Origin of the sequence: Herbaspirillum robiniae (genome assembly GCF_002213415.1) — a bacterium.
In the GTDB taxonomy this organism is placed as follows: domain Bacteria; phylum Pseudomonadota; class Gammaproteobacteria; order Burkholderiales; family Burkholderiaceae_D; genus Herbaspirillum; species Herbaspirillum robiniae.
Map to the genome: position 1 here is coordinate 358,398 of NZ_NJGU01000005.1, position 21,969 is coordinate 380,366.

Below are 21,969 nucleotides of genomic sequence, written 5' to 3' on the forward strand. Positions count from 1 at the left end.
CCGCGCCGCCCACCCCAGCCCACCGGCCCGCCTCCTTCCCTTGCCGGCGCCCGCATCCGCATCGCAACGCATGCGACTCTTCCTGCGCCCTCGCTTGAATGACATTTATGCAGAAAAAAGTATTCATCAAAACCTTCGGCTGCCAGATGAACGAGTACGACTCGGACAAGATGGCCGACGTGCTCAACATCGCCGAAGGCCTGGTCAAGACCGACCGTCCCGAAGAGGCCGACGTGATCCTGCTCAACACCTGCTCCATCCGCGAGAAGGCGCAGGAGAAGGTGTTCTCGGACCTCGGCCGCTTCCGTTCGCTGAAGAAGAAGAATCCCGACCTGGTGATCGGCGTGGGCGGTTGCGTGGCCTCGCAGGAAGGCGAAGCCATCGTCAAGCGCGCGCCCTTCGTGGACGTCGTGTTCGGACCGCAGACCCTGCACCGCCTGCCGCAGATGATCTCGGAGCGCCGCTACAGCGGACGTCCGCAGATCGACATCAGCTTCCCCGAGATCGAGAAATTCGACCACCTGCCGCCGGCGCGCGTGGAAGGCGCCACCGCCTACGTCTCCATCATGGAAGGCTGCAGCAAGTACTGCAGCTACTGCGTGGTGCCCTATACCCGCGGCGAGGAAGTCTCGCGCCGCTTCGAGGACGTGCTGACCGAAGTGGCGGGCCTGGCCGAACAGGGCGTGAAGGAAATCATGCTGCTGGGCCAGAATGTGAACGCCTTCCGCGGCGTCATGGCCGATGGCGAGATTGCCGACTTCGCGCTGCTCATCGAATACATCGCCGAGTTCCCGGGCATCGAGCGCATCCGCTTCGTGACCAGCCACCCCAAGGAATTCTCGCAGCGCCTGATCGACACCTTCGCCAAGGTCCCCAAGCTGGCCAACCACCTCTACCTGCCCGCGCAGCACGGCTCCGACCGCACGCTGGCGGCGATGAAGCGCGGCTACACCGCGCTCGAGTACAAGTCGGTGATCCGCCGCGTGCGCAAGGTGCGCCCGGACATCACGGTGTCGTCGGACTTCATCGTCGGCTTCCCCGGCGAGACCGAGGAAGACTTCCAGGCGCTGATGAAGCTGGTGGAAGACATCGGCTTCGACAACAGCTTCTCCTTCATCTTCAGCCCGCGCCCCGGCACGCCGGCCGCCGGCCTGGCCGACGACACGCCGCAGGAAGTGAAACTGGAACGCCTGCAGCGCCTGCAGGCCCTGCTGGCCGACAATGCCGCTCGAATCGGCGAGACCATGGTCGGCAGCGTGCAGCGCGTCCTAGTCGAAGGCCCCTCCAAACGCGATCCGGACAAGCTCACCGGACGCACCGAAGGCAACCGCGTGGTCAACTTCGACGGCGGCCCCGATGCCGCTGGCCTGGTGAGCCGGATGGTCGACGTGACCATCACGCAATCGTTCCCGTTCTCGCTGCGCGGCGAGATCGTCACCGTACAATAACTCCGGAATCCTTCATTGAAAAAGATCCCCAACCAGCCGCATTACTTCATCCCCGAGCCGCTGGATAACAAGCGCCTGGCCAACCTGTGCGGCGCACTGGACGAAAACCTGCGGCAGATTTCCGCCGCGCTGGACGTCACCATCTTCCGCCGCGGCGAAAAATTCATCGTCAACGGCACCAATGCGCAGCGCGCAGTCGAGGTGCTGGAACGCTTCTACCAGCAGGCCAGCCGCCCGGTCGCGGTGGAGGACATCCAGCTGGCGCTGGTCGAGCAGCGCGCCAATGCCGCCGCCGACGAGGAAGCCGGCCTGCCGCCGCTGGCCGCCAGCGTGCGCCGCGCGCGCAAGGCCGAAGCCCCAACCAAGGAAGAGGCGGCGGTGGCCGACGAGCAGGCCGTCCCCGAAACCCCGGTGCTGAAGACCCGCAAGCACGACCTGCGCGGACGCACGCCGCACCAGAGCCAGTACCTCAACGCCATCCTCGAGCACGACATCACCTTCGGCGTCGGCCCGGCCGGCACCGGCAAGACCTACCTGGCCGTGGCCTGCGCGGTCGATGCGCTCGAGCGCGACGCCGTGCAGCGCATCGTGCTCACGCGCCCCGCGGTGGAAGCCGGCGAACGCCTTGGCTTCCTGCCGGGCGACCTGGCGCAGAAGGTCGATCCCTACCTGCGCCCGCTGTACGACGCCCTGTACGACCTGCTCGGCTTCGACCGCACGCAGAAGCTGTTCGAAAAACAGGCCATCGAGATCGCGCCGCTGGCCTACATGCGCGGCCGCACGCTCAACCACGCCTTCATCATCCTGGACGAGGCGCAGAACACCACGCCGGAACAGATGAAGATGTTCCTGACCCGCATCGGTTTCGGCAGCAAGGCCGTGGTCACCGGCGACGTCACCCAGGTCGACCTGCACCACGGCCAGAAGAGCGGCCTGGTGGACGCGCTGGCCGTGCTCAGCAACGTGCGCGGCATCGCCTTCTCGCGCTTCACCAGCGCCGACGTGGTACGCCATCCGCTGGTGGCGCGCATCGTCGACGCCTATGACGCCGTCGGCAACTCCCGCCCCTCCAATCCCGACACGGCGCGCGCCACCGCTCGCGCCGCCTCCAATCTCCTGACCAAAGCCGCAAAGCCACGCAATGCCAAAACCTAAGCTCACGCTGTCGGTGCAATATGCCGACGACCGACTGAAAGAAACCATTACCCGACCGATGCTGCGCCGCTGGGTGCAAGCCGCGCTGTTCGCGCCGGCCGAACTGACGCTGCGCTTCGTGGGCAGCGAAGAGGGGCGCGAGCTGAACCGCGACTACCGCGGCAAGGACTACGCCACCAACGTGCTGACCTTCGCCTACACGGAAGACGAGGACAGCGAAGTCACCCAGGCCGACATCATCTTCTGCACCGACGTGCTGGAGAAGGAAGCCGCCGAGCAGAAGAAGAGCGTGGAAGAACACACCGCCCACCTGGTGGTGCACGGCGTGCTGCACGCCCAGGGCTACGACCACGAGGAAGAGGAAGAAGCCGTCGAGATGGAGACGCTGGAAACCGAGTTGCTGGCCACGCTGGGCTACGCCGATCCTTACGTGCGCCGCTGAAGCGCGCATTGCAGAACGCAGGACGGCCGGCACGCGCAAGCGTGGCCGGCTTTTTTTGACGTGTGACAATTGCATTTACGGCAACGATCGACGCAGTCAATGTTGCGCCGCCACCGAAAAAGAAAGAGTGGCCGCAACCCTTCCAACAGACCGCATTTCTTCCCGCTGTTTCTTCGTTCACCGCCTCCTGCTTGGTGAGAATCTGGATACTGCACACGCCGTGCCGGCTCAAGTCTTCTCACCACCTCCGGGAGAACGTCATGAAGAACCTCAAGATCGGCCAACGCCTTGGCCTGGGTTTCGCAGCCTTGCTCGTCCTGTTGCTGGCCATTGCCGGCTTCGGCCTGCACCAGCTCTCCAGAATGAACGAGCGCATCGAGTACCTGACCTCCGTCGATGAGGGCAAGCTGGCGGCGCTGTCCAAGGTGCAGTTCGCCGTCGGCCTGCGCGCCATCGCCGCGCGCAACCTGGTGCTGGTCGCCGGCGCCGGCGAACAGAAGGGCGACCTGGATCTGGTCGCGTCCTCCCAGAAAGACATCGATGCCGGCATGGAGGAACTGACCGCGCTGATGAAACAGCCCGGAGTCTCGCAGCAGGAGCGCGATCTGCTGGAGCAGCTGCGCGCGCTGGAAGCCAGGTACCTGCCCATCGCCGTCAATATCGTGAAGCTGGCCACCACCCAGCAGGCGGAGGCGGCGCGCGCTTCGCTGGTGAAGGATTGCATGCCCCTCCTGCGGCAGGTGATCGCGCAGATCTCCCAGATCAACACCGTGATGCGGAGCAACTCCAGGGCCAACAGCGAGGCCGCCGAAGCTGCGCAGTCCGCCGCGCGGCTGACCATGTCGCTGGCCAGCCTGGCGGCCCTGCTGCTGGGCGCCGCCATCGCCTGGATGCTGGCGCGCTCCATCCTGCGCCCGCTGCAGGAGGCGCTGCGCGTGGCCACCAACGTCAGCGCCGGCGACCTGACCAGCCGCATCGACGCCGGCGGCAAGGACGAGCTTGGCCAGCTGATGACGGCGCTCAAGGCGATGAACGACAGCCTGCAGTCCATCGTCGGCGACGTGCGCACCGGCACCGACGCCATCTCGGTGGCCTCCGACGAAATCAAGCGCGGCAACATGGAACTGTCCAGCCGTACCGAACAGCAAGCCGGTTCGCTGCAGGAAACCGCGTCGGCGATGGAGCAGCTCACGGCAACCGTGAAACAGAATTCGGAAAACGCCGGCGAAGCCAACCGCCTGGCCGAACAGGCCTCGCAGGTGGCGGTCCAGGGCGGCGACGCGGTCAACCGCGTGATCGGCACCATGAGCTCGATCAGCGAGTCGTCGAAGAAGATCGTGGACATCATCGGCGTGATCGACGGCATCGCCTTCCAGACCAATATCCTGGCCTTGAACGCCGCGGTGGAAGCGGCGCGCGCCGGCGAACAGGGGCGCGGTTTCGCGGTGGTGGCTTCCGAGGTGCGCTCGCTGGCGCAGCGCTCGGCCGTCGCCGCCAAGGAAATCAAGACCCTGATCGACGACTCGGTCTCCAAGGTCGAAACCGGCGCCAGGCAGGTCAATGAAGCTGGCAACACCATGCAGAACGTGGTCGACAGCATCGCCAGCGTGACCCGCATCATGCATGACATCAGCGCCGCCAGCCACGAGCAGTCCTCCGGCATCGAACAGATCAGCCGCGCCATCGTCCAGATCGACGAGGCCACCCAGCAGAACGCCGCGCTGGTGGAAGAAGCCGCCGCAGCCGCCGCCTCGATGCAGCAGCAGGCCTGCACCCTGACCGAGGCCGCCAGCGTGTTCCGCATGGATGCGGTGCGCCGGCCGGCGACGCAGATCCCGCGCGGGCGCGACAGCCAGCCGCAGGCGGCGCACGGCGCGCCGATGGACGCGTTGGGCTTTGCGCACTGAAGAACTGTTCAGGCGGGAATTGCCGCGCGATTTTCCTGGCGGATATTGAAGCGCGGCAAGCTTGACACTCTGCCACCCAGTGCGATGCGGGCTTTGTGCAAGTCCGATAACCAAAACAGAAATAACTTAACCGTCTGTCAACCGGATCAGGGTTTTCCTGCGTTATTAATGGCCCATTTTCAGGAAAACCCTGATGGTTGCGAAGCGGCCGCTGGACAACAATCCTCTCACCACTACTCGGGAGGATGTCATGAAAAACTTCAAGATCGGCCAACGCCTTGGCCTCGGTTTCGCAGCACTGCTTATCCTGTTGGTTGCCATTGCCGGCTTCGGCCTGCGCCAGGTTTCAAAACTGAATGACCGCATCGAATTCCTGACATCCATCGACGAGGGCAAGCTGATGGCCCTGTCCAAGGTACAGTTCGCCGTCGGCCTGCGCGCCATCGCCGCCCGCAACCTGGTGCTGGTGTCCAGCCCGGCCGAACAGAAGGGCGACATCGAACTGGTCACCAACGCCCAGAAAGACATCGACACCGGCATGGAGCAACTGGCCGCGTTGATGAAGAATCCTGAAACCTCGCAACAGGAACGCCAGATGCTGGAGCAGCTGCGCGCCCTGGAAGCGAAGTACCTGCCCATCGCCGTCAACATCGGCAAGCTGGCGACCACGCAGCAGACCGATGCCGCCCGCGCCTCGCTGGTGAAGGACTGCATGCCGATCCTCAAGCAGGTGATCGCCCATATCTCGCAGTTCAATGAAGTGATGCACGCCAACTCCAGGGCCAATGTCGCCGCCGCTGAAGAAGCCTACGACATCGCCAAGTGGACCATGTTCGCCACCAGCCTGATCGCCCTGATCCTCGGCACCGTGATCGCCTGGATGCTGACCCGCTCGATCTCGCGTCCCCTGAAGGAAGCCGTTTCGGTGGCCCAGAACGTTCGTGACGGCGACTTGACCAGCCGCATCGAGATCAAGAGCAACGACGAACTCGGCCAGCTGATGAGCGCGCTGAAGGGCATGAACGACAGCCTGCAATCGATCGTCGGCGAAGTGCGCTACGGCACCGACACCATCTCGGTGGCCTCCGATGAAATCAAGCGCGGCAACATGGACCTGTCCAACCGCACCGAACAGCAAGCCGGCTCGCTGCAGGAAACCGCCTCGGCGATGGAGGAACTGACCGCGACCGTGAAGCAGAACTCCGAAAACGCCGCCGAAGCCAACCGCCTGGCAGAGAACGCCTCGCAAGTGGCGGCCCAGGGTGGCGCAGCGGTGAGCCGCGTGGTCGACACCATGAGCTCGATCAGCGAATCGTCGAAGAAGATCGTCGACATCATCAGCGTCATCGACGGCATCGCCTTCCAGACCAACATCCTGGCCCTGAACGCAGCAGTGGAAGCGGCCCGTGCCGGCGAACAAGGCCGCGGCTTCGCGGTGGTGGCTTCCGAAGTGCGCTCCCTGGCCCAACGCTCGGCCGTCGCCGCCAAGGAAATCAAGACCCTGATCGACGACTCCGTCTCCAAGGTCGAACTGGGCGCGCAGCAGGTCAACGAAGCCGGCGCCACCATGAGCAACGTGGTCGACAGCATCAAGAGCGTGACCCACATCATGCACGACATCAGCGCCGCCAGCCGTGAGCAGACCATGGGCATCGAACAGATCAACCGCGCCATCGTGCTGATCGACGAAGCAACCCAGCAGAACGCCGCCCTGGTCGAAGAAGCAGCAGCCGCCGCCGCTTCGATGCAGCAACAGACCGTCACCCTGACCGACGTGGTGAGCGTGTTCAAGCTGGACGAGACGCAAGCTCTGCCGGCCCCGACCGCACCGCGCAGCCGCAAGGTGGAAGCGCCGATGCTGGGCGGCATGTCGATGGGCGCCCTGGGCTACGCCGCCTGAGTCGGTGACCGGCGATCAACCAGCAGAAGACAGACCGTTTTTGCAGTAGTGGTAGCAGTAGTGCAGTAAGCAGTAGTGAGTTGTAGTTGTTTGACTTCCCTGAGGTATCTTTGCCGGCATCCACGGATGCCGGCTTTTTTTTGCTCCGGGAAAACCTGCGCGGACATGGGCTCCCGCGCGGCGGCAACGGCGGGCGCGGGCTTTCCGGGGATCGGGAATCGAACGCCATCGGACGCCATCGGACGTTTTCATGCCATTTCCGGCGTGCAACTGACGGCATCTGCGCGCAAGCCACACACAGCCCGGCCTTGCGGGGGTTTAGTGGACTTGTCACATAATTGTTGTATCCTATGCCTCTTCGAAACTACGTCGGGCTCGCGCCTAACGCCATGCAAGATCACCCTAGTAGCGTCAAGTCTGACGCTAAACCCCACCGTTCGCTGTTCGAACGACTCACCGCACTGATTTCCCCCGAACCCGAGAACCGGGCAGAGCTGCTCGAAGTTCTGCATGACGCGCACGAGCGCAACCTCATCGACGCCGACGCGCTGTCGATGATCGAAGGCGTGTTCCAGGTCTCCGACCTCGCCGCACGCGACATCATGGTGCCGCGCTCGCAGATGGACACCATCGACATCAGCAAACCCATCGACACCTGGATGCCCGACGTGCTGTCGACCTCGCACTCGCGCTTCCCCGCCGTGGACGGCGAGCGCGACAAGGTGGTCGGCATCCTGCTGGCCAAGGACCTGCTGCGCTACTACGCCGAAGAATCCTTCGACGTGCGCGACATGCTGCGCCCGGCCATCTTCATCCCCGAATCCAAGCGCCTCAATGTGCTGCTGCGCGACTTCCGCGCCAACCGCAACCACATGGCCATCGTGGTCGACGAATACGGCGGCGTGGCCGGCCTGATCACCATCGAAGACGTGCTGGAACAGATCGTCGGCGACATCGAGGACGAATACGATTTCGACGAGGCCGAAGACAACGTGCTGGCCCTGAAGGACGGCCCCAACGGCGCCCGCTGGCGCATCAAGGCGCTGACCGAGATCGGGCAGTTCAATGATGAGGTCGGCAGCAGCTTCTCCGACGAGGACGCCGACACCATCGGCGGCCTGGTGGCCAACCATGTGGGCCGCGTGCCGCGCAAGGGCGACGAGTTCGACATCGACGGCCTGCACTTCGAAGTGCTGCGCGCCGATGCCCGCCAGGTGCACGTGCTGCTGGTGTCCAAGCTGCCGCCCGCGACCGCCGAAGAGTAATTCGGCCACTTCCGCCCGTCCTTTCCAGCGTGAACTCCCCCGCACAACAAGATCGCCCCGTCCTGCGCGGGGACAACGCCGCGCGCGGCCGCTTCGACGCCATCTCGTGGCTGCTGCCGGCGCTGGCCGGCGCGGCCAACGTGTTCGCCTTCGCGCCGTTCCGGCTGTGGCCGCTGCAGATCCTGGCGCTGGCCTGGCTGTTCAACGGCGTGATCGCGGCGCCCGTACCGCTGGGCCGTTCCAGCACGCGCGCGTATTTCCTGCGCGGCTGGCTGTACGGCTTCGGCTGGTCGGCCGCCGGCGTGCACTGGCTGTACATCAGCATGCACGACTACGGCGGCATGCCGTCCTGGATGGCGGCGCTGGCGGTGGGCCTGCTGGCGCTGTACCTGGGACTGTACGCGGGTGCGGCCACCGCGCTGGCCGGCTGGCTGCGCACGCGCTGGTCGTCTTCGCAACCGGTGCTGGGCCTGCTGATGCTGCCCGCCCTGTGGACGCTGGCGGAATGGATGCGCGGCTGGGTGTTCACCGGCTTCCCCTGGCTGATCTCGGGCTATGCCCATACCACCGGCCCGCTGGCGGGCTTTGCCGCCGTCGGCGGCGTCTACGGCGTGGGCTGGGTCGCGGCGCTGATCGCCGGCGCGCTGGCGCTGCTGTGGCAAGGATTGCGCCGCAAGGGCGCGGGCTCGGTGCGCATCGCCCTGCCGCTGGGTGTGGCGGCGGCGCTGTGCCTGGCAGGACTCGGGCTGCGCCAGGTGCAATGGACCTCGCCGCAGGGACAGCCGATCACGGTGCGCCTCCTGCAGGGCAACATCCCGCAGGAGATGAAGTTCTCCAACGACGCGCTGGTGTCCACGCTGGGCATGTACGAACAGATGATCAGCGCCGAACCGGCCGACCTGATCGCCACCCCGGAAACCGCGATCCCGCTGCTGCCGCAGCAGCTGCCGCCGGACTACCTGGCGCGCATCGCACGCTTCGCCCAGAACTCCGGCAGCCACCTTGCGCTGGGCATTCCGCTGTCCGACGGTCCGCAGATGTATGCCAATTCGGTGCTGGGTTTCGGCCCCGAGGCCGGCTCGGCGGCAATGCCTTATCGTTATGACAAGCATCACCTGGTGCCTTTCGGCGAATTCATCCCGCCTGGCTTTCGCTGGTTCGTGGACATGATGAACATCCCGCTGGGCGACATGACGCGCGGCGATCCGGTGCAATCGCCCTTCGGCGTCAAGGACCAGTGGGTGCTGCCCAATATCTGCTACGAAGACCTGTTCGGCGAGGAAATCGCCAGCCAGCTGCGCGGCGCCTATCGTGCCGGCCAGCCGCAGGCCAGCGTGCTGCTGAACCTGTCCAACATCGCCTGGTTCGGCAACTCCATCGCCCTGCCCCAGCACCTGCAGATCTCGCAGATGCGTACGCTGGAAACCGGCCGTCCCATGCTGCGCGCCACCAACACCGGCGCCACGGCCGTGATCGTGCCCGGCGGCGGGCTGGACGAGCTGGCGCCTTACACGCGCGGCGTTCTGTCGGCCAAGGTGCAGGGTTACGCCGGACAGACGCCCTACATTCTGCTGGGCAACAAGCTGGCGGTGGGCCTGGCGGTGCTGATGCTGCTGCTGGCCTGGGGCCGCAACAAGGCCGCGCGCATCCGCCACTGAGCCGTGGCGGGGGCTCCGCCGTCCGGGCGCGCGCCCGCACGCCGTCATCGGCCCTCCCGAAACCGGGTCAAACGACCCAAAAGACGCTAAAATTCAAGGTTTTAGCAATTCCTCGCCGCTTCATCCGGGCAACAACACACGATGCTGACATTCCAACAAATCATCCTCAAGCTGCAAGAATATTGGGACGCCCAAGGCTGCGCGCTGCTGCAGCCCTACGACATGGAAGTGGGCGCGGGCACCTCGCACACCGCGACCTTCCTGCGCGCGATCGGGCCCGAGCCGTGGCGCGCCGCCTATGTGCAGCCGTCGCGCCGTCCCAAGGATGGCCGCTATGGCGAAAACCCCAACCGCATGCAGCACTACTACCAGTACCAGGTGGTGTTGAAGCCGGCCCCGGAAAACATCCTGGACCTGTACCTGGGTTCGCTGGAAGCGCTGGGCCTGGACCTGAAGCAGAACGACGTGCGCTTCGTCGAGGATGACTGGGAAAACCCGACCCTGGGCGCCTGGGGCCTGGGCTGGGAAGTCTGGCTCAACGGCATGGAAGTGACCCAGTTCACCTACTTCCAGCAGGTCGGCGGCCTGGACTGCAAGCCGGTGCTGGGCGAGATCACCTACGGCATCGAACGCCTGGCGATGTACCTGCAGGGCGTGGAAAACGTCTACGACCTGGTCTGGACCGAATGGACCGAAAATGGCGTGAAGAAGAAGCTGACCTACGGCGACGTGTTCCACCAGAACGAAGTGGAGCAGTCGACCTTCAACTTCGAATACTCGAACACCGAGTTCCTGTTCTCGCTGTTTTCCAATTACGAAGCCGAGGCCAAGCGCCTGATGGAAGTGCCGCTGGCGCTGCCGGCCTACGAGCAGGTGCTCAAGGCCGCGCACACCTTCAACATGCTGGACGCGCGCGGCGCCATCTCGGTCACCGAGCGCGCCGCCTACATCGGCCGCATCCGCAACCTGTCGCGCGCCGTGGCGCAAGCCTATTTCGAGTCGCGCGAGCGCCTGGGCTTCCCGATGCTGGGCGCACCGGCGCCGGCGCAGGCAGCGTAAGAACATGAGCGGCGCGCGGCCGGTGGCCGGCGCCTTCTGCAAGACAGCAAGACAAACGACATGAACCAGACACTCCTCGTAGAACTCGTCACCGAAGAACTCCCGCCCAAGGCGCTGGCCAAGCTGGGCGACGCTTTCGCCGCCGGCATCTTCAACGGCCTGCAAAGCCGCGGCTATCTCGAAGCCGATGCCGTCGCCACCGCCTATGCCACGCCGCGCCGCCTGGCCGTGAACGTGACCAAGGTGCGCGCCGCCTCGCCGGACAAATCCATCCGTGAAAAGGTGCTGCCGGTATCGGTCGGCCTGGACGCCGAAGGCCGTCCGGCCGCGCCGCTGGTCAAGAAGCTGGCGGCGCTGGCCGCCGCCACCGGCGCCGCCGTGATCACGCCCGACCAGCTCGAGCGCGCGCAGGACGGCAAGGCCGAGAGCTTCTTCTACACCTATACCGCCAAGGGCTCGCCGCTGGCCGTCGGCCTGCAGGCCGCGCTGGAGGACTCCCTGTCCAAGCTGCCCATCCCCAAGGTGATGAGCTACCAGCGCCAGTTCGGCCGCGCCGCCGGCGAGACCGTGCACTTCGTGCGCCCGGCGCACTACTTGGTGGCGCTGTTCGGCGCCGACGTGGTGCCGCTGAACATCCTCGGCCTGGACGCCGGCCGCACCACGCTGGGCCATCGCTTCCTGTCGCAGGGCGCGCTGCAGATTTCCGCGCCCGACGCCTACGTCGAGACGCTGGTCTCGCAAGGCCGCGTCATCGCCAGCTTCACCGAGCGCCGTGAAAAGATCCGCGCCGCGCTGCTGGCCCAGGCCGGCGCCGACCAGGTGCTGATGCCGGAAAGCCTGCTCGACGAAGTCACCGCGCTGGTCGAGTGGCCGGTGGTCTACGAGTGCCGGTTCGAGGATGAATTCCTGGCCGTGCCGCAGGAATGCCTGATCCTGACCATGCAGACCAACCAGAAGTATTTCGCCCTGACCGACGCCGCGGGCAAGCTGCGTTCGCGCTTCCTGATCGTCTCCAACCTGGAGACCGCGCATCCCGAGCACATCATCGGCGGCAACGAGCGCGTGGTGCGCCCACGCCTGTCGGACGCCAAGTTCTTCTTCGAGCAGGACAAGAAGAAGAAACTGGCCGACCGCGTGCCGCAGCTGGCCAACGTGGTCTATCACAACAAGCTGGGCAACCAGCTGCAACGCACCGAGCGCGTCAAGGCGCTGGCCGGCAAGATCGCCGGCCTGTTGGGCGGCGACGTGGCGCTGGCCGAACGCGGCGCGCTGCTGGCCAAGGCCGACCTGCTGACCGACATGGTGGGCGAGTTCCCCGAGCTGCAAGGCATCATGGGCACCTACTACGCACGCCACGACGGCGAAGCCGACGAGGTCGCGCTGGCCGCGTCCGAGCATTACCAGCCGCGCTTTGCCGGCGATGCATTGCCAGCGACTGCCACCGGCGCCGCCGTGGCCCTGGCCGACAAGCTCGAAACCCTGGTCGGCATCTGGGGCATCGGCCTGCAGCCGACCGGCGACAAGGACCCGTTCGCGCTGCGCCGCCATGCCCTGGGCGTGCTGCGCATGCTGGTCGAAAAGCGCCTGCCCCTGTCGGTGAACGCCTTGCTGGACGCAGCCGTGGCGCTGTTCGCCGGCAACGCCAACTTCAAGGATCCGCGGGCCGACGTGCAAGCCTTCATCTACGACCGCCTGCGCGGCCTGCTGCGCGAGCGCGGCTTCGCCCAGAACGAGGTCGAAGCGGTGGTGGCGCAGCAGCCTGAAATGCTGGACAACGTGGTCGAACGCCTGGACGCTGTGAAGGCCTTCGCCGCCCTGCCCGAGGCCGAAGCGCTGGCCGCGGCCAACAAGCGCATCACCAACATCCTGAAGAAGATCGAAGGCGTGGCCATCGACGGCCATGGCGCGGTACAGAACGGCCTGCTGCGCGAAGTCGCCGAGCAGGGCCTGTACTCGGCCATGCAGCTGTCGCGTCCGCAAGTGCAGGCGGCCTATGACAAGGGCGACTTCGCCGGCGCGCTCAAGGCGCTGGCCCAGCTGCGCACCAATGTCGACGCCTTCTTCAACGACGTCATGGTCAACGCCGAAGACGAGCAGCTGCGCAAGAACCGCCAGGCATTGCTGGCGGAACTGCACGGCATGCTCAACCAGGTGGCCGACATCTCCAAGCTGGCCGCCTGATCGAAACGCTGCAAGGGAAGCTCCGCCGCGCATGGCCTTCGGGCCTGCGCGGCGGATTGCATAAAGGGAAGCCAAAGGCATGAAACTGATCATCCTCGACCGCGACGGCGTCATCAACCACGACTCCGACGCCTTCATCAAATCGCCCGACGAGTGGATCCCGATCAAGGGTTCGCTGGAAGCGATCGCGCGCCTGAACCAGGCCGGCTATCGCGTGGTGGTCGCCACCAACCAGTCGGGCGTGGCGCGCGGCCTGTTCGACATCAAGACCCTGAACGCCATCCACCAGAAGATGCACAGCGCGGCCCAGCAGGTCGGCGCCGACATCGACGCGGTGTTCTTCTGCCCGCACTCGGCCGACGACAACTGCGACTGCCGCAAGCCCAAGCCGGGCATGTTCCACGAGATCGCCAAGCGCTTCAACATCAGCCTGCGCGGCGGCGTGGTCACCGTGGGCGACTCGCTGCGCGACCTGCAGGCCGGCTACGTGGCCGGCTGCGCGCCCTGCCTGGTGCTCACCGGCAAGGGCGAGAAAACCCAGGCCAAGGGCGGCCTGCCGCCGGGCACGCTGACCTATCCGGATTTGTCGGCGGTGGTTGATTTCGTTCTCAAGTCGCCGGTCGACGTTTCGGTATAGTAGGCGCTCGTACCACGAGCGGCCCGGACGGCCCGCATCCTGCGCCGTCCGCCTCACAACACAAGCATGCTGCGGCATGGGAGAAAAGCATTTTGCGCCTTACCCTGATTCTGCGTTCGGTGGTGTTCATGGTCCTGATGGCGGTCGCCACCATCATCTGGTCCTTCGCCTGCCTGCTGTCCGCCCCCTTCCCTTACGCCCAGCGCTATTGGTGGACCTCGCGCTGGAACGTGTTCGTCATCTGGACCGCGAAAGTCATCTGCGGCATCCGCTATGAGATCCGCGGCAGGGAAAACCTGCCCGACGCGCCCGTGATCCTGCTCTCCAAGCACCAGTCGGCCTGGGAGACCATCTTCTACGTCATCAACATGCCGCGCCCGCTGGTGTTCGTGTTCAAGAAAGAGCTCACCTACATCCCGTTCTTCGGCTGGGGCATCGCGCTGCTGCGCATGATCCCGATCGACCGCAGCAAAGGCCGCGACGCCTTCTCGCAGGTGCTGGAACACGGCAGGCGGCGCCTGCGCGACGGCCAGTGGATCGTGATGTTCCCCGAGGGCACGCGCACCAGGGTCGGCTCGCAGGGCAAATACAAGGCCGGCGGCTCGCGCCTGGCGGTGGAAACCAACACCCTGGTGGTGCCGGTCGCCATGAACTCCGGCGAACACTGGCCCAAGGGCACCTTCGTGAAGCGGCCGGGCAAGATCATCGTCTCCATCGGCAAGCCGATTTCGCCCGAAGGCCTGACGCCGCAGGAGTTGAACGAGCGCGTGGAAAATTGGATAGAATCCGAGATGCGCGTGATTTCGCCGGACGCATACAAGAACAGCGCGCCCCGGCAAGCCGCCGGCGCTTCCGCTGATCCGGCCGGTCTTAGCAAATAGCCAACCGCACTCCCAGGACGCCGCGACTCCCTTGAAACTGCTTCGCAAACCCAAGACCCAGCCCAACCAGCTTTTGCTGCAACTGGATTTGTTCGCTCCGGAACCGGAGCAGGCAGAGTCGTCCGCGCCCCCCGTCATCCCTGCCGTCGATCCCGGCCCCGCCTTGCCGTCGCCGACGGTGCAGCCGCCGCTGATCGTCACGCCCGCGCCGGTGGTGCATGCCGCGCCGCTGCCACCGCCGGTGATCGCCGCGCCGCCGGTTCCGGTCAACACCCTGGTGCCGCCGCCGACCGGCCGACCGGCCGACGGCAAGCGCCGCATCCATCTCGGCGAGCACACCATCGACTACGCGCTGCTGCGCTCCAAGCGCCGCACCATCGGTTTCCTGGTCAGCGACGAAGGCCTGCGCGTGACCGCGCCCAAGTGGGTGACCATCGCCGAGATCGACAACGCCATCCGCGAGAAGCAGCGCTGGATCCTGACCAAGCTCAACGAACGCCGCGAACGCTCGGCGCGCCGCCTGCAGCCGCAGATGCAATGGCGCGACGGCGCCACCCTGCCCTACCTGGGCAACGACATCACGCTGCGCATCCGCGCCGGCCAGCGCTTCGGCGTGCAGCTCGATGAGCAAACCCGCGAACTCTGCGTCAGCCTGCCCGGCGACGCCGGCGAACAACAGCTGAAGGACCGCGTGCAAGGCTGGCTGCAGGCGCGCGCCGAGGAACTGTTCGGCAAGCGGCTGATGATCTACGCCGAGAAGCTGGGCGTGACCTACCGCTCCTATGCGCTGTCCTCGGCGACCACGCAATGGGGCTCCTGCACCGCCGACGGCCGCATCCGCCTGAACTGGCGCCTGATGCATTTCGCGCTGCCGCTGATCGACTACGTGATCGCCCATGAACTGGCGCACCTGCGCGAGATGAACCACGGCCCGCAGTTCTGGGCCACCGTGCAATCGATCTTCCCTGAATTCGAATCGGCCAAGCGGGCCCTGCGCGACAACGCGCCGGAGACCCTGCCGATCTTCTGACCGCAGGCGCGCCGCCTCACGCATGGCGGGCGCGCCGACTTCCCAAGGCAGGTATTTCACCTACAGCCGCCACCTACCCAAAAGAGGAATCTCATGCGAATGCTGCACACCATGCTCCGAGTGGGCAACCTGGACCGCTCCATCGACTTCTACACCACCGTGCTGGGCATGAAGCTGCTGCGCCGGAACGACTATCCCGACGGCAAGTTCACCCTGGCCTTCGTCGGCTACGGCGACGAAAGCACCCACACCGTGCTGGAGCTGACCCACAACTGGGACACCGAGAGCTACGACCTCGGCACCGGCTACGGCCACATCGCCCTGGAAGTGGAAGACGCCTACGCTGCCTGCGAAGCGGTCAAGCAAAAGGGCGGCACCGTCACCCGCGAAGCCGGCCCGATGAAGCACGGCAAGACCGTGATCGCTTTCGTGGCCGACCCGGACGGCTACAAGATCGAGTTCATCCAGAAGAAGGAACAGGCCGGCGCGCGCGACTGACCCGAGCCTGGCAAGAACATGAAAAAAGCCCGCTTCACGCGGGCTTTTTTCATTGCCGGCAAACAGCGACCGGGGATCAGACGATGCCGCTGCTACTGGCGCCCTCCGCTTGCGGCCGCTCGGCGCGCTTGTGGTCGCGGTAGGCGCTGGCGCGATAGCAGCCCACCGGATCGATAGCGCCGCCGTTGCGCAGGCGGGCCATCGCGAGGATGGGGCCGACGTCGGTGCGGAATGCCTGCTTCAACGTCTGCGCAGCCATCAGCGCATCGTTGTTCTTCTGGTGATGCGACAGGGCCTGGGCATCGACCAGCGCCGCCTGGATATAGGCGCGCTGCACCTCGACGGCGGAAGTCATCAGGCTTTCGATCGGGTCGGTGACATTGTGCGACTGGTCCAGCATATAGGCCGGTTTGAACGCATCGCCCTCGCGCACGGCGGCGTCGCGCAATTCATTGAAGACCAGGAACAGCTGGAAGGGATTGATGCTGCCCGAATCCAGGTCGTCGTCGCCGTATTTGCTGTCGTTGAAATGGAAGCCGCCCAGCTTGCCGAACTGCGCCAGGCGCGCCACGATCATCTCGATATTGGTGTTGGGCGCGTGGTGGCCGAGGTCGACCAGGCACTTGGCCTTGGGACCGAGCTCGGTGGCGCAAGCGAAGCTGGTGCCCCAGTCGGCGATGGTGGTGGCGTAGAAGGCCGGCTCGAACAGCTTGTGTTCGATGTACATCAGCCAGTCCGCGGGCAAGGCGGCGTAGATCGCCCGCATGCTCTCCAGATAGCGCTCCAGCGCGCCGCGCAGGTTGTGCTGTCCGGGAAAATTGGCCCCGTCGCCGACCCATACGGTGAGCCCCTTCGATCCCAGCGCATGGCCCAGTTCGACGCAATCGATGTTGTGCGCCACCGCCTGCGCGCGCACCGCCGGATCGTTGGCGGTCAGGCTGCCGAACTTGTAGCTGTGCTCCTGGCCGGCCGCGTCCTGGAAGGTGTTGGAATTGACCGCGTCGAAATGCAGGCCGTGCTGCTGCGCCGCCTCGCGCAACGCGCGAGGATCGGTGGTGCGGTCCCACGGGAAGTGCAGCGAGACGCCGGGAGTGGCGCGGGTCAGCTGATGGATGGCGCCGCAATCATCGATCTTGTCGAATACGTTGCGCGGCTCCCCCTTGCCCGGAAAACGCGCAAAGCGGGTGCCGCCGGTGCCGACGCCCCAGCTGGGCAGCGCCACCGAAAAACCGGCGGCCAGCGAAACCAGCGCCTCGATGTCGCCGCCGCGACGCTGCAGCATGCCGGCCAGCGCGTCGTAGTCGGCGTCGAGCCGGCGTTGTTCGCGCGCGTTGTGCTGGGCGAGGAAGTCGCTTGAAATACGGTAAGTCATGGTGTCTCCGTGAAGGATGGCGCGATCCTTGTGCCGCGCCGTTTTTATTTCCCTGTGACGTCAGGGATGGATGCGATCGTACGCCTTATCGTCCCTATCGCCCCTATCGCCCCTATCGCCCCTATCGCCTCAGCGTGTGAAGGCCCCGGCGTTGCCGGCATCGACGTTGAGGATGTTGCCGGTGCTCTTGGCCGACTTCTCGCTGGCGAAAAAGTACACGGCTTCGGCGATGTCTTCCGGCAGCACGCTGCGCTTGAGCAGGCTGCGCTGACGATAGAACTCCTCGATATCGTCGCTGCCGATCTTATTGGAGGCGGCCCGCTCTTCCTTCCATTTGCCGTCCCAGATGCGCGAGCCGCGGATCACCGCATCGGGGTTGACCACGTTGACGCGAATGCCGTGCGGCGCGCCTTCGAGGGCGATGCAACGCGCCAGATGGATCTCCGCCGCCTTGGCCGTGCAGTAGGCGGAAGCGCCGGCCGAGGCGACCAGACCGTTCTTGCTGGCGACGTAGACGATGCTGCCGCCCAATCCCTGCGAAGTCATGCTGCGAAAAGCGCTGCGGCTGACCAGGAAATAACCGGTGGCCAGCACCGACATATTGCGTTGCCAGGTTTCCAGGCTGGTGTCTTCCAGCGGCGAGGCCGAAGCGATGCCGGCGTTGGACACCAGCAGGTCGATCCCGCCGAAGCGCAACGCCACATTGTCGATCACGCCGGCCACGTCGTCTTCCCGCGTGATGTCGGCGCGCACGGCGGCGACCGCGTCGGAACCGGCCTGCCGGGACAACGCCTGGCAGGCGCTGTCGAGCGCGGACTGGTCGATGTCGGTCAGCATCACGCATGCGCCTTCGGCCAGCAGCTGGCGCGCCACGGCCTGGCCGATGCCGCCGGCGCCGCCGGTCACCAGCGCCACGCGCCCGGCCAGGCTCTTGGGCTTGGGCATGCGCTGCAGCTTGGCCTCTTCCAGCAGCCAGTATTCGATATCGAAGGCCTCCTGCTCGGGCAGGCCGACATAGGCGTCCACGCCGTTGGCGCCGCGCATGACGTTGATCGCATTGATGTAGAACTCACCGGCGATGCGTGCCGTGGCCTTGTCCTTGGCGAAGGACAGCATGCCTACGCCGGGGATCAGGTAGATCACCGGATTGGGGTCGCGCATGGCCGGACTGTTGGCGCGCGCGCAGCGCTGGTAATAGGCGGCGTAATCCTTGCGATAGGCTTCCAGCGCGTCATCGAGGCCGGCGACCAGGGCATCGAAATCGGGCGCCTCCGGCGTGTAATCCAGCACCAGCGGACGGATCTTGGTGCGCAGGAAATGATCGGGGCAGGATGTGCCCAGCGCGGCCAGCGCCTGCAAATCGTTGCTGCAGACGAATTCCAGCACGGCCGCGCTGTCGTCGAAATGGCCGAGCTTGTATTCGGCCTGGCTGATCTTGCCACGCAACAGCGGCATCAGGCGCGCGGCCAGTGCGGCGCGTTCCCCGTTCGGCAGGGCTGCGTGGCGCTGGCCGCCGAAAGCGGCGCCGGTCGCATTGGATCCCAGCCACGCATCGGCGCGGCGGATCACATTGAGGGTGTTTTCGTAGCAGGACTTGGCGGTGTCGCCCCAGGTGAACAGGCCGTGGCCTTCCAGGACGATGCCCTTGAGCGCGGGTTGCTCGCGCACCATCTGCTCCAGCTTCAGGCCGAGATCGTAGCCGGGACGCTGCCAGGGCAGCCAGCCCAGCTCCCCTTCAAAGATCTGCGCCGTCAGCGCACGGCTGTTCTTGCAGGCGGCGATGGCGATGAGCGCATCCGGATGCATATGGTCGACGTGGCGGCGCGGGATGTAGGCATGCAGCGGCGTGTCGATGCTGGCGGCGCGCCCATTGAGGTTGAAGGTGCAGTGCGGCAGGTAGCCGACCATCTCGTCCTCGTGCTCGAGCCCCCGGTAGCGGCCGCGCAGGGCGTTGAGCTTGTCCATGTAAAGCGTTGCAAATCCGTCCAGCCTGATGCTGCCCAGATCGCCGCCGGATCCCTTGACCCACAGCACCTCGACCTGCTCGCCGCTGAGCGGATCGGTCATCGGGATCTTGGCGGAGGTGTTGCCGCCGCCGAAGTTGGTGATTGCCTTGTCCGCGCCCAGCAGGTTGGAGCGGTACAGCAGCAGATGAGCTTCGTCCAGCGTGGCGGCGTGGGCGTCGTCCCAGGCCGAGACGATGCTTTGCTTGCCGGCCTTGGCCGGCGCGGCATCAGAAGCGGAAGAAAAGGCGGTGGTCATGCGTGTCTCCGGTTTTGATTATGGATGCGCTCTGCGGATGACTTGCATCGCTTCCCCGCAGCATGGAGACAAGTAAAAAGCAGCTTTCAATCAGAGTCAATCGATCTCCAATCAACTTATTGATTGTTTGCGAAGTAATCAATAAGTTGATTGATTGTTTGTTGACTTGTTTTTTGCCGATGCTTAGTCTTGCCACATAACGAGAAAACTGGACAAGGCGCCCGGCAACGACCGGCGCCGCCAGCGACATCATGGAGACGCACATGATCAACCATAACCGCCGCAAGCGATTGCTGGGCCTGTTGGGCGAACACGCCTCGGCCAGCGTCGACCAGCTCTGCGCCTGGCTCAACGCCTCCGCAGCCACGGTGCGCCGCGACATTTCCTTCCTGGCCGAGCGCAACATGCTCACGCGCACCCGCGGCGGCGCCGAACGCATCGAGCCCAAGCGCAATGCCTTCGCGCTGACCGGCGAAACCTTCCAGGCCAGCCTGGAACGGCGCCCGGCGCACAAGCGGGCGATTGCCCGGCACGCCGCCGGCATGTGCGAGAACGGCGAGACCATCATCATCAACGGCGGCACCACCACCTTCATGATGGCCGAGTTCCTGGCGCACAAGCGGCTCAAGATCCTGACCAATTCCTTCCTGATGGCCGAACGCCTGCTGACCACCAGCGAGAACCAGATCATCGTGCCCGGCGGCCAGATCTACCGCGAGCAGAACGTCATCCTGAGCCCCTTCGATAACGACATCACCCAGCACCACTACGCCAGCAAGATGTTCATGGGCATCTACGGACTGTCGATGCTGGGCCTGATGGAGGTCGACCCGCTGCTGATCCAGGCCGAGAAGCGGCTGCTGGGCCAGGCCGAACAGCTGATCGTGATGGCTGACAGCAGCAAGTTTTCGCGCAAGGCCGGCCTGATCCTGTGCGGCCTGAACCGTGTGAGCTGCCTGATTACCGACACCGACGCGTCCGACGCGGCGGTGCAGATGATGGAACATGCCGGCGTGCAGGTGATGACCGTCACGCCGGAAGAAGAACAAGAACTGGTGCTGGAAGACTGACGCCGGTCGGACCACCTCTCCTGCCGGGATCATCCGTTCCCGGCATTTCACCACGGCATGGCCGGGCGGCGTTGCGCCCCCAGCCCGCTGCTCAATCATCAACAAGGAGACACCGCATGATCAAGAACAAGACAAACGCGGCTGCAGGGCAGGTGCGCACGGCGGCACTGGCGCTGCTGGTGGCCGCCATCGGCTTCACGCTGCCGGCGCAAGCGGCGGAGAAGGTCCGCATCGCGATGGTCGTCAAGAGCCTGGGCAACGGCTTCTTCGACGCGGCCCATGAAGGCGCGAAGGAAGCCGCCAAGGAACTGGGCGACGTCGACGTCATCTACACCGGCCCCACCACGCCCACCGCCGAAGGCCAGATCGAGATCGTCAATTCGCTGATCAGTCAGAAGGTCGACGCCATCGTGATCTCGGCCAACGATGCCAACGCGCTGGTGCCGATCGCCAAGCGCGCCATGCAGCGCGGCATCAAGGTGCTGTCCTTCGACAGCGGCATCGCCCGCGCCGGTCGCCTGATGCAGCTCAATCCCTCCAACGCCGAACTGATCGGCGTGAAGCAGATCCAGATGGCGTCCGACGCCATCGGCGGCGCCGGTGAAGTGGCCATCCTCTCGGCCACGGCACAGGCCACCAACCAGAACATCTGGATCGGCGAGATGAAAAAGGCGCTGGCCAAGCCCGAGTTTTCCAAGATCAAACTGGTGGCTACCGTGTACGGCGACGACCAGTCCGACAAGAGCTATCGCGAAGCCATCGGCCTGCTGCGCAGCCATCCCAATCTCAAGGCCATCATCGCGCCGACGACTGTGGGCATCAACGCCGCCGGCAAGGCCGTGGCGGACGAGAAGCTGGTCGGCAAGGTGTACGTGACCGGCTTGGGACTGCCCTCCGAAATGGCCGGCCACGTCAAGAGCGGCGCGGTGAAGAGCTTCGCGATCTGGAACCCGATCGACCTCGGTTATGCGGCCACCTACGCCGCCTACCAGTTCACCAAGGGCAAGGCCCAGGGCAAGGACGGCGAAACCATTGCCGTGGGTCGCATGGGGTCGATCAAGCTGGATGCTTCGGGTGAGGCCGCACTGGCGCCGCCGTTCACCTACGACGCCTCCAACGTCGACAAATTCGCCAAGATCTTCTGAACGGATCGTGGCGCCGCATAGCGGCGCCACGATATTGAAAACGTCTCACCACGGAAACC

Annotated in this window: 18 protein-coding genes; 15 read left to right on the plus strand and 3 right to left on the minus strand. The window is 65.2% G+C overall.

Translation table 11 applies throughout. The features are described from left to right. The first annotated feature begins 107 nt into the window (after positions 1 to 107). From miaB to gloA, 13 genes are all read left to right on the plus strand, one after another. Positions 108 to 1,448 carry a tRNA (N6-isopentenyl adenosine(37)-C2)-methylthiotransferase MiaB gene (miaB, locus tag CEJ42_RS10915; RefSeq protein ID WP_088751074.1) on the plus strand — a complete coding sequence of 447 codons (1,341 nt, stop codon included), beginning with the start codon at positions 108 to 110 and terminating at the stop codon, positions 1,446 to 1,448. Between the two features lie 15 nt (positions 1,449 to 1,463). Continuing rightward, positions 1,464 to 2,603, plus strand: a complete 1,140-nt coding sequence (locus CEJ42_RS10920) for a PhoH family protein (protein ID WP_079216690.1) — start codon at positions 1,464 to 1,466, stop codon at positions 2,601 to 2,603. Continuing rightward, positions 2,590 to 3,045 carry an rRNA maturation RNase YbeY gene (gene ybeY, locus CEJ42_RS10925; RefSeq protein WP_079216691.1) on the plus strand — a complete coding sequence of 152 codons (456 nt, stop codon included), beginning with the start codon at positions 2,590 to 2,592 and terminating at the stop codon, positions 3,043 to 3,045. Before CEJ42_RS10920 ends, ybeY begins: the two co-directional genes overlap by 14 nt. A gap of 260 nt (positions 3,046 to 3,305) precedes the next feature. Next, a complete protein-coding gene (locus tag CEJ42_RS10930; RefSeq protein WP_088751075.1) occupies positions 3,306 to 4,952 on the plus strand; it encodes a methyl-accepting chemotaxis protein in 1,647 nt (548 codons plus the stop codon). Between the two features lie 250 nt (positions 4,953 to 5,202). Then, positions 5,203 to 6,852 (plus strand): methyl-accepting chemotaxis protein, encoded by a 1,650-nt coding sequence (locus CEJ42_RS10935; RefSeq protein ID WP_088751077.1) that lies wholly within the window; start codon positions 5,203 to 5,205, stop codon positions 6,850 to 6,852. A 389-nt stretch (positions 6,853 to 7,241) separates the two neighbouring features. Further along, positions 7,242 to 8,117, plus strand: coding sequence for an HlyC/CorC family transporter (locus CEJ42_RS10940; protein WP_079216694.1), 876 nt, complete (start codon positions 7,242 to 7,244; stop codon positions 8,115 to 8,117). A gap of 29 nt (positions 8,118 to 8,146) precedes the next feature. Beyond that, complete coding sequence (gene lnt / locus CEJ42_RS10945; protein ID WP_088751079.1) at positions 8,147 to 9,775, plus strand: apolipoprotein N-acyltransferase; 1,629 nt, start codon at positions 8,147 to 8,149, stop codon at positions 9,773 to 9,775. A 141-nt stretch (positions 9,776 to 9,916) separates the two neighbouring features. Continuing rightward, positions 9,917 to 10,834 (plus strand): glycine--tRNA ligase subunit alpha, encoded by a 918-nt coding sequence (glyQ, locus tag CEJ42_RS10950; protein ID WP_079216696.1) that lies wholly within the window; start codon positions 9,917 to 9,919, stop codon positions 10,832 to 10,834. 60 nt (positions 10,835 to 10,894) lie between these two features. Continuing rightward, positions 10,895 to 13,015, plus strand: coding sequence for a glycine--tRNA ligase subunit beta (gene glyS, locus CEJ42_RS10955; protein WP_088751081.1), 2,121 nt, complete (start codon positions 10,895 to 10,897; stop codon positions 13,013 to 13,015). Positions 13,016 to 13,094: 79 nt separating this feature from the next. Further along, positions 13,095 to 13,652, plus strand: a complete 558-nt coding sequence (gene gmhB, locus CEJ42_RS10960; RefSeq protein WP_079216698.1) for a D-glycero-beta-D-manno-heptose 1,7-bisphosphate 7-phosphatase — start codon at positions 13,095 to 13,097, stop codon at positions 13,650 to 13,652. A gap of 128 nt (positions 13,653 to 13,780) precedes the next feature. Continuing rightward, positions 13,781 to 14,533 (plus strand): lysophospholipid acyltransferase family protein, encoded by a 753-nt coding sequence (locus tag CEJ42_RS10965; RefSeq protein ID WP_088751170.1) that lies wholly within the window; start codon positions 13,781 to 13,783, stop codon positions 14,531 to 14,533. Between the two features lie 31 nt (positions 14,534 to 14,564). Further along, positions 14,565 to 15,563, plus strand: coding sequence for a M48 family metallopeptidase (locus CEJ42_RS10970; protein ID WP_088751083.1), 999 nt, complete (start codon positions 14,565 to 14,567; stop codon positions 15,561 to 15,563). A gap of 93 nt (positions 15,564 to 15,656) precedes the next feature. Next, positions 15,657 to 16,061, plus strand: a complete 405-nt coding sequence (gene gloA / locus CEJ42_RS10975; protein WP_079216700.1) for a lactoylglutathione lyase — start codon at positions 15,657 to 15,659, stop codon at positions 16,059 to 16,061. A gap of 76 nt (positions 16,062 to 16,137) precedes the next feature. Here the strand turns inward: gloA and rhaI are convergent, their stop codons facing one another. The 3 genes from rhaI to CEJ42_RS24490 form a co-directional block, all read right to left on the minus strand. Continuing rightward, the gene (gene rhaI, locus CEJ42_RS10980; RefSeq protein ID WP_088751085.1) at positions 16,138 to 17,433 is read right to left on the minus strand and encodes an L-rhamnose catabolism isomerase; all 1,296 of its coding nucleotides are present in this window, start codon (positions 17,431 to 17,433) and stop codon (positions 16,138 to 16,140) included. A gap of 129 nt (positions 17,434 to 17,562) precedes the next feature. Next, positions 17,563 to 19,695 carry a bifunctional rhamnulose-1-phosphate aldolase/short-chain dehydrogenase gene (locus tag CEJ42_RS10985; RefSeq protein WP_079216702.1) on the minus strand — a complete coding sequence of 711 codons (2,133 nt, stop codon included), beginning with the start codon at positions 19,693 to 19,695 and terminating at the stop codon, positions 17,563 to 17,565. Then, positions 19,667 to 19,948: a hypothetical protein gene (locus tag CEJ42_RS24490; protein WP_129587701.1), complete on the minus strand. Its 282-nt coding sequence runs from the start codon at positions 19,946 to 19,948 to the stop codon at positions 19,667 to 19,669. The genes CEJ42_RS10985 and CEJ42_RS24490 overlap by 29 nt, the downstream gene beginning before the upstream one ends. A gap of 10 nt (positions 19,949 to 19,958) precedes the next feature. Between CEJ42_RS24490 and CEJ42_RS10990 the strand changes: the two genes are divergently transcribed. Both CEJ42_RS10990 and rhaS read left to right on the plus strand, forming a co-directional pair. Continuing rightward, a complete protein-coding gene (locus tag CEJ42_RS10990; RefSeq protein ID WP_079216703.1) occupies positions 19,959 to 20,765 on the plus strand; it encodes a DeoR/GlpR family DNA-binding transcription regulator in 807 nt (268 codons plus the stop codon). A gap of 116 nt (positions 20,766 to 20,881) precedes the next feature. Then, entirely contained in the window at positions 20,882 to 21,910 is a 1,029-nt protein-coding gene (gene rhaS, locus CEJ42_RS10995) for a rhamnose ABC transporter substrate-binding protein (RefSeq protein ID WP_079216704.1), read from the plus strand. Positions 21,911 to 21,969 lie beyond the last annotated feature (59 nt).

Excerpts from the sequence above, each read along its gene's own strand:
- miaB (WP_088751074.1), top strand. The coding sequence starts at position 108 with ATGCAGAAAAAAGTATTCATCAAAACCTTCGGCTGCCAGATGAACGAG.
- ybeY (WP_079216691.1), top strand. The coding sequence starts at position 2,590 with ATGCCAAAACCTAAGCTCACGCTGTCGGTGCAATATGCCGACGACCGA.
- CEJ42_RS10930 (WP_088751075.1), top strand. The coding sequence starts at position 3,306 with ATGAAGAACCTCAAGATCGGCCAACGCCTTGGCCTGGGTTTCGCAGCC.
- CEJ42_RS10935 (WP_088751077.1), top strand. The coding sequence starts at position 5,203 with ATGAAAAACTTCAAGATCGGCCAACGCCTTGGCCTCGGTTTCGCAGCA.
- CEJ42_RS10940 (WP_079216694.1), top strand. The coding sequence starts at position 7,242 with ATGCAAGATCACCCTAGTAGCGTCAAGTCTGACGCTAAACCCCACCGT.
- glyQ (WP_079216696.1), top strand. The coding sequence starts at position 9,917 with ATGCTGACATTCCAACAAATCATCCTCAAGCTGCAAGAATATTGGGAC.
- glyS (WP_088751081.1), top strand. The coding sequence starts at position 10,895 with ATGAACCAGACACTCCTCGTAGAACTCGTCACCGAAGAACTCCCGCCC.
- gmhB (WP_079216698.1), top strand. The coding sequence starts at position 13,095 with ATGAAACTGATCATCCTCGACCGCGACGGCGTCATCAACCACGACTCC.
- CEJ42_RS10965 (WP_088751170.1), top strand. The coding sequence starts at position 13,781 with ATGGTCCTGATGGCGGTCGCCACCATCATCTGGTCCTTCGCCTGCCTG.
- gloA (WP_079216700.1), top strand. The coding sequence starts at position 15,657 with ATGCGAATGCTGCACACCATGCTCCGAGTGGGCAACCTGGACCGCTCC.
- rhaI (WP_088751085.1), bottom strand. The coding sequence starts at position 17,433 with ATGACTTACCGTATTTCAAGCGACTTCCTCGCCCAGCACAACGCGCGC.
- CEJ42_RS10985 (WP_079216702.1), bottom strand. The coding sequence starts at position 19,695 with ATGACCACCGCCTTTTCTTCCGCTTCTGATGCCGCGCCGGCCAAGGCC.
- CEJ42_RS24490 (WP_129587701.1), bottom strand. The coding sequence starts at position 19,948 with ATGATGTCGCTGGCGGCGCCGGTCGTTGCCGGGCGCCTTGTCCAGTTT.
- CEJ42_RS10990 (WP_079216703.1), top strand. The coding sequence starts at position 19,959 with ATGATCAACCATAACCGCCGCAAGCGATTGCTGGGCCTGTTGGGCGAA.
- rhaS (WP_079216704.1), top strand. The coding sequence starts at position 20,882 with ATGATCAAGAACAAGACAAACGCGGCTGCAGGGCAGGTGCGCACGGCG.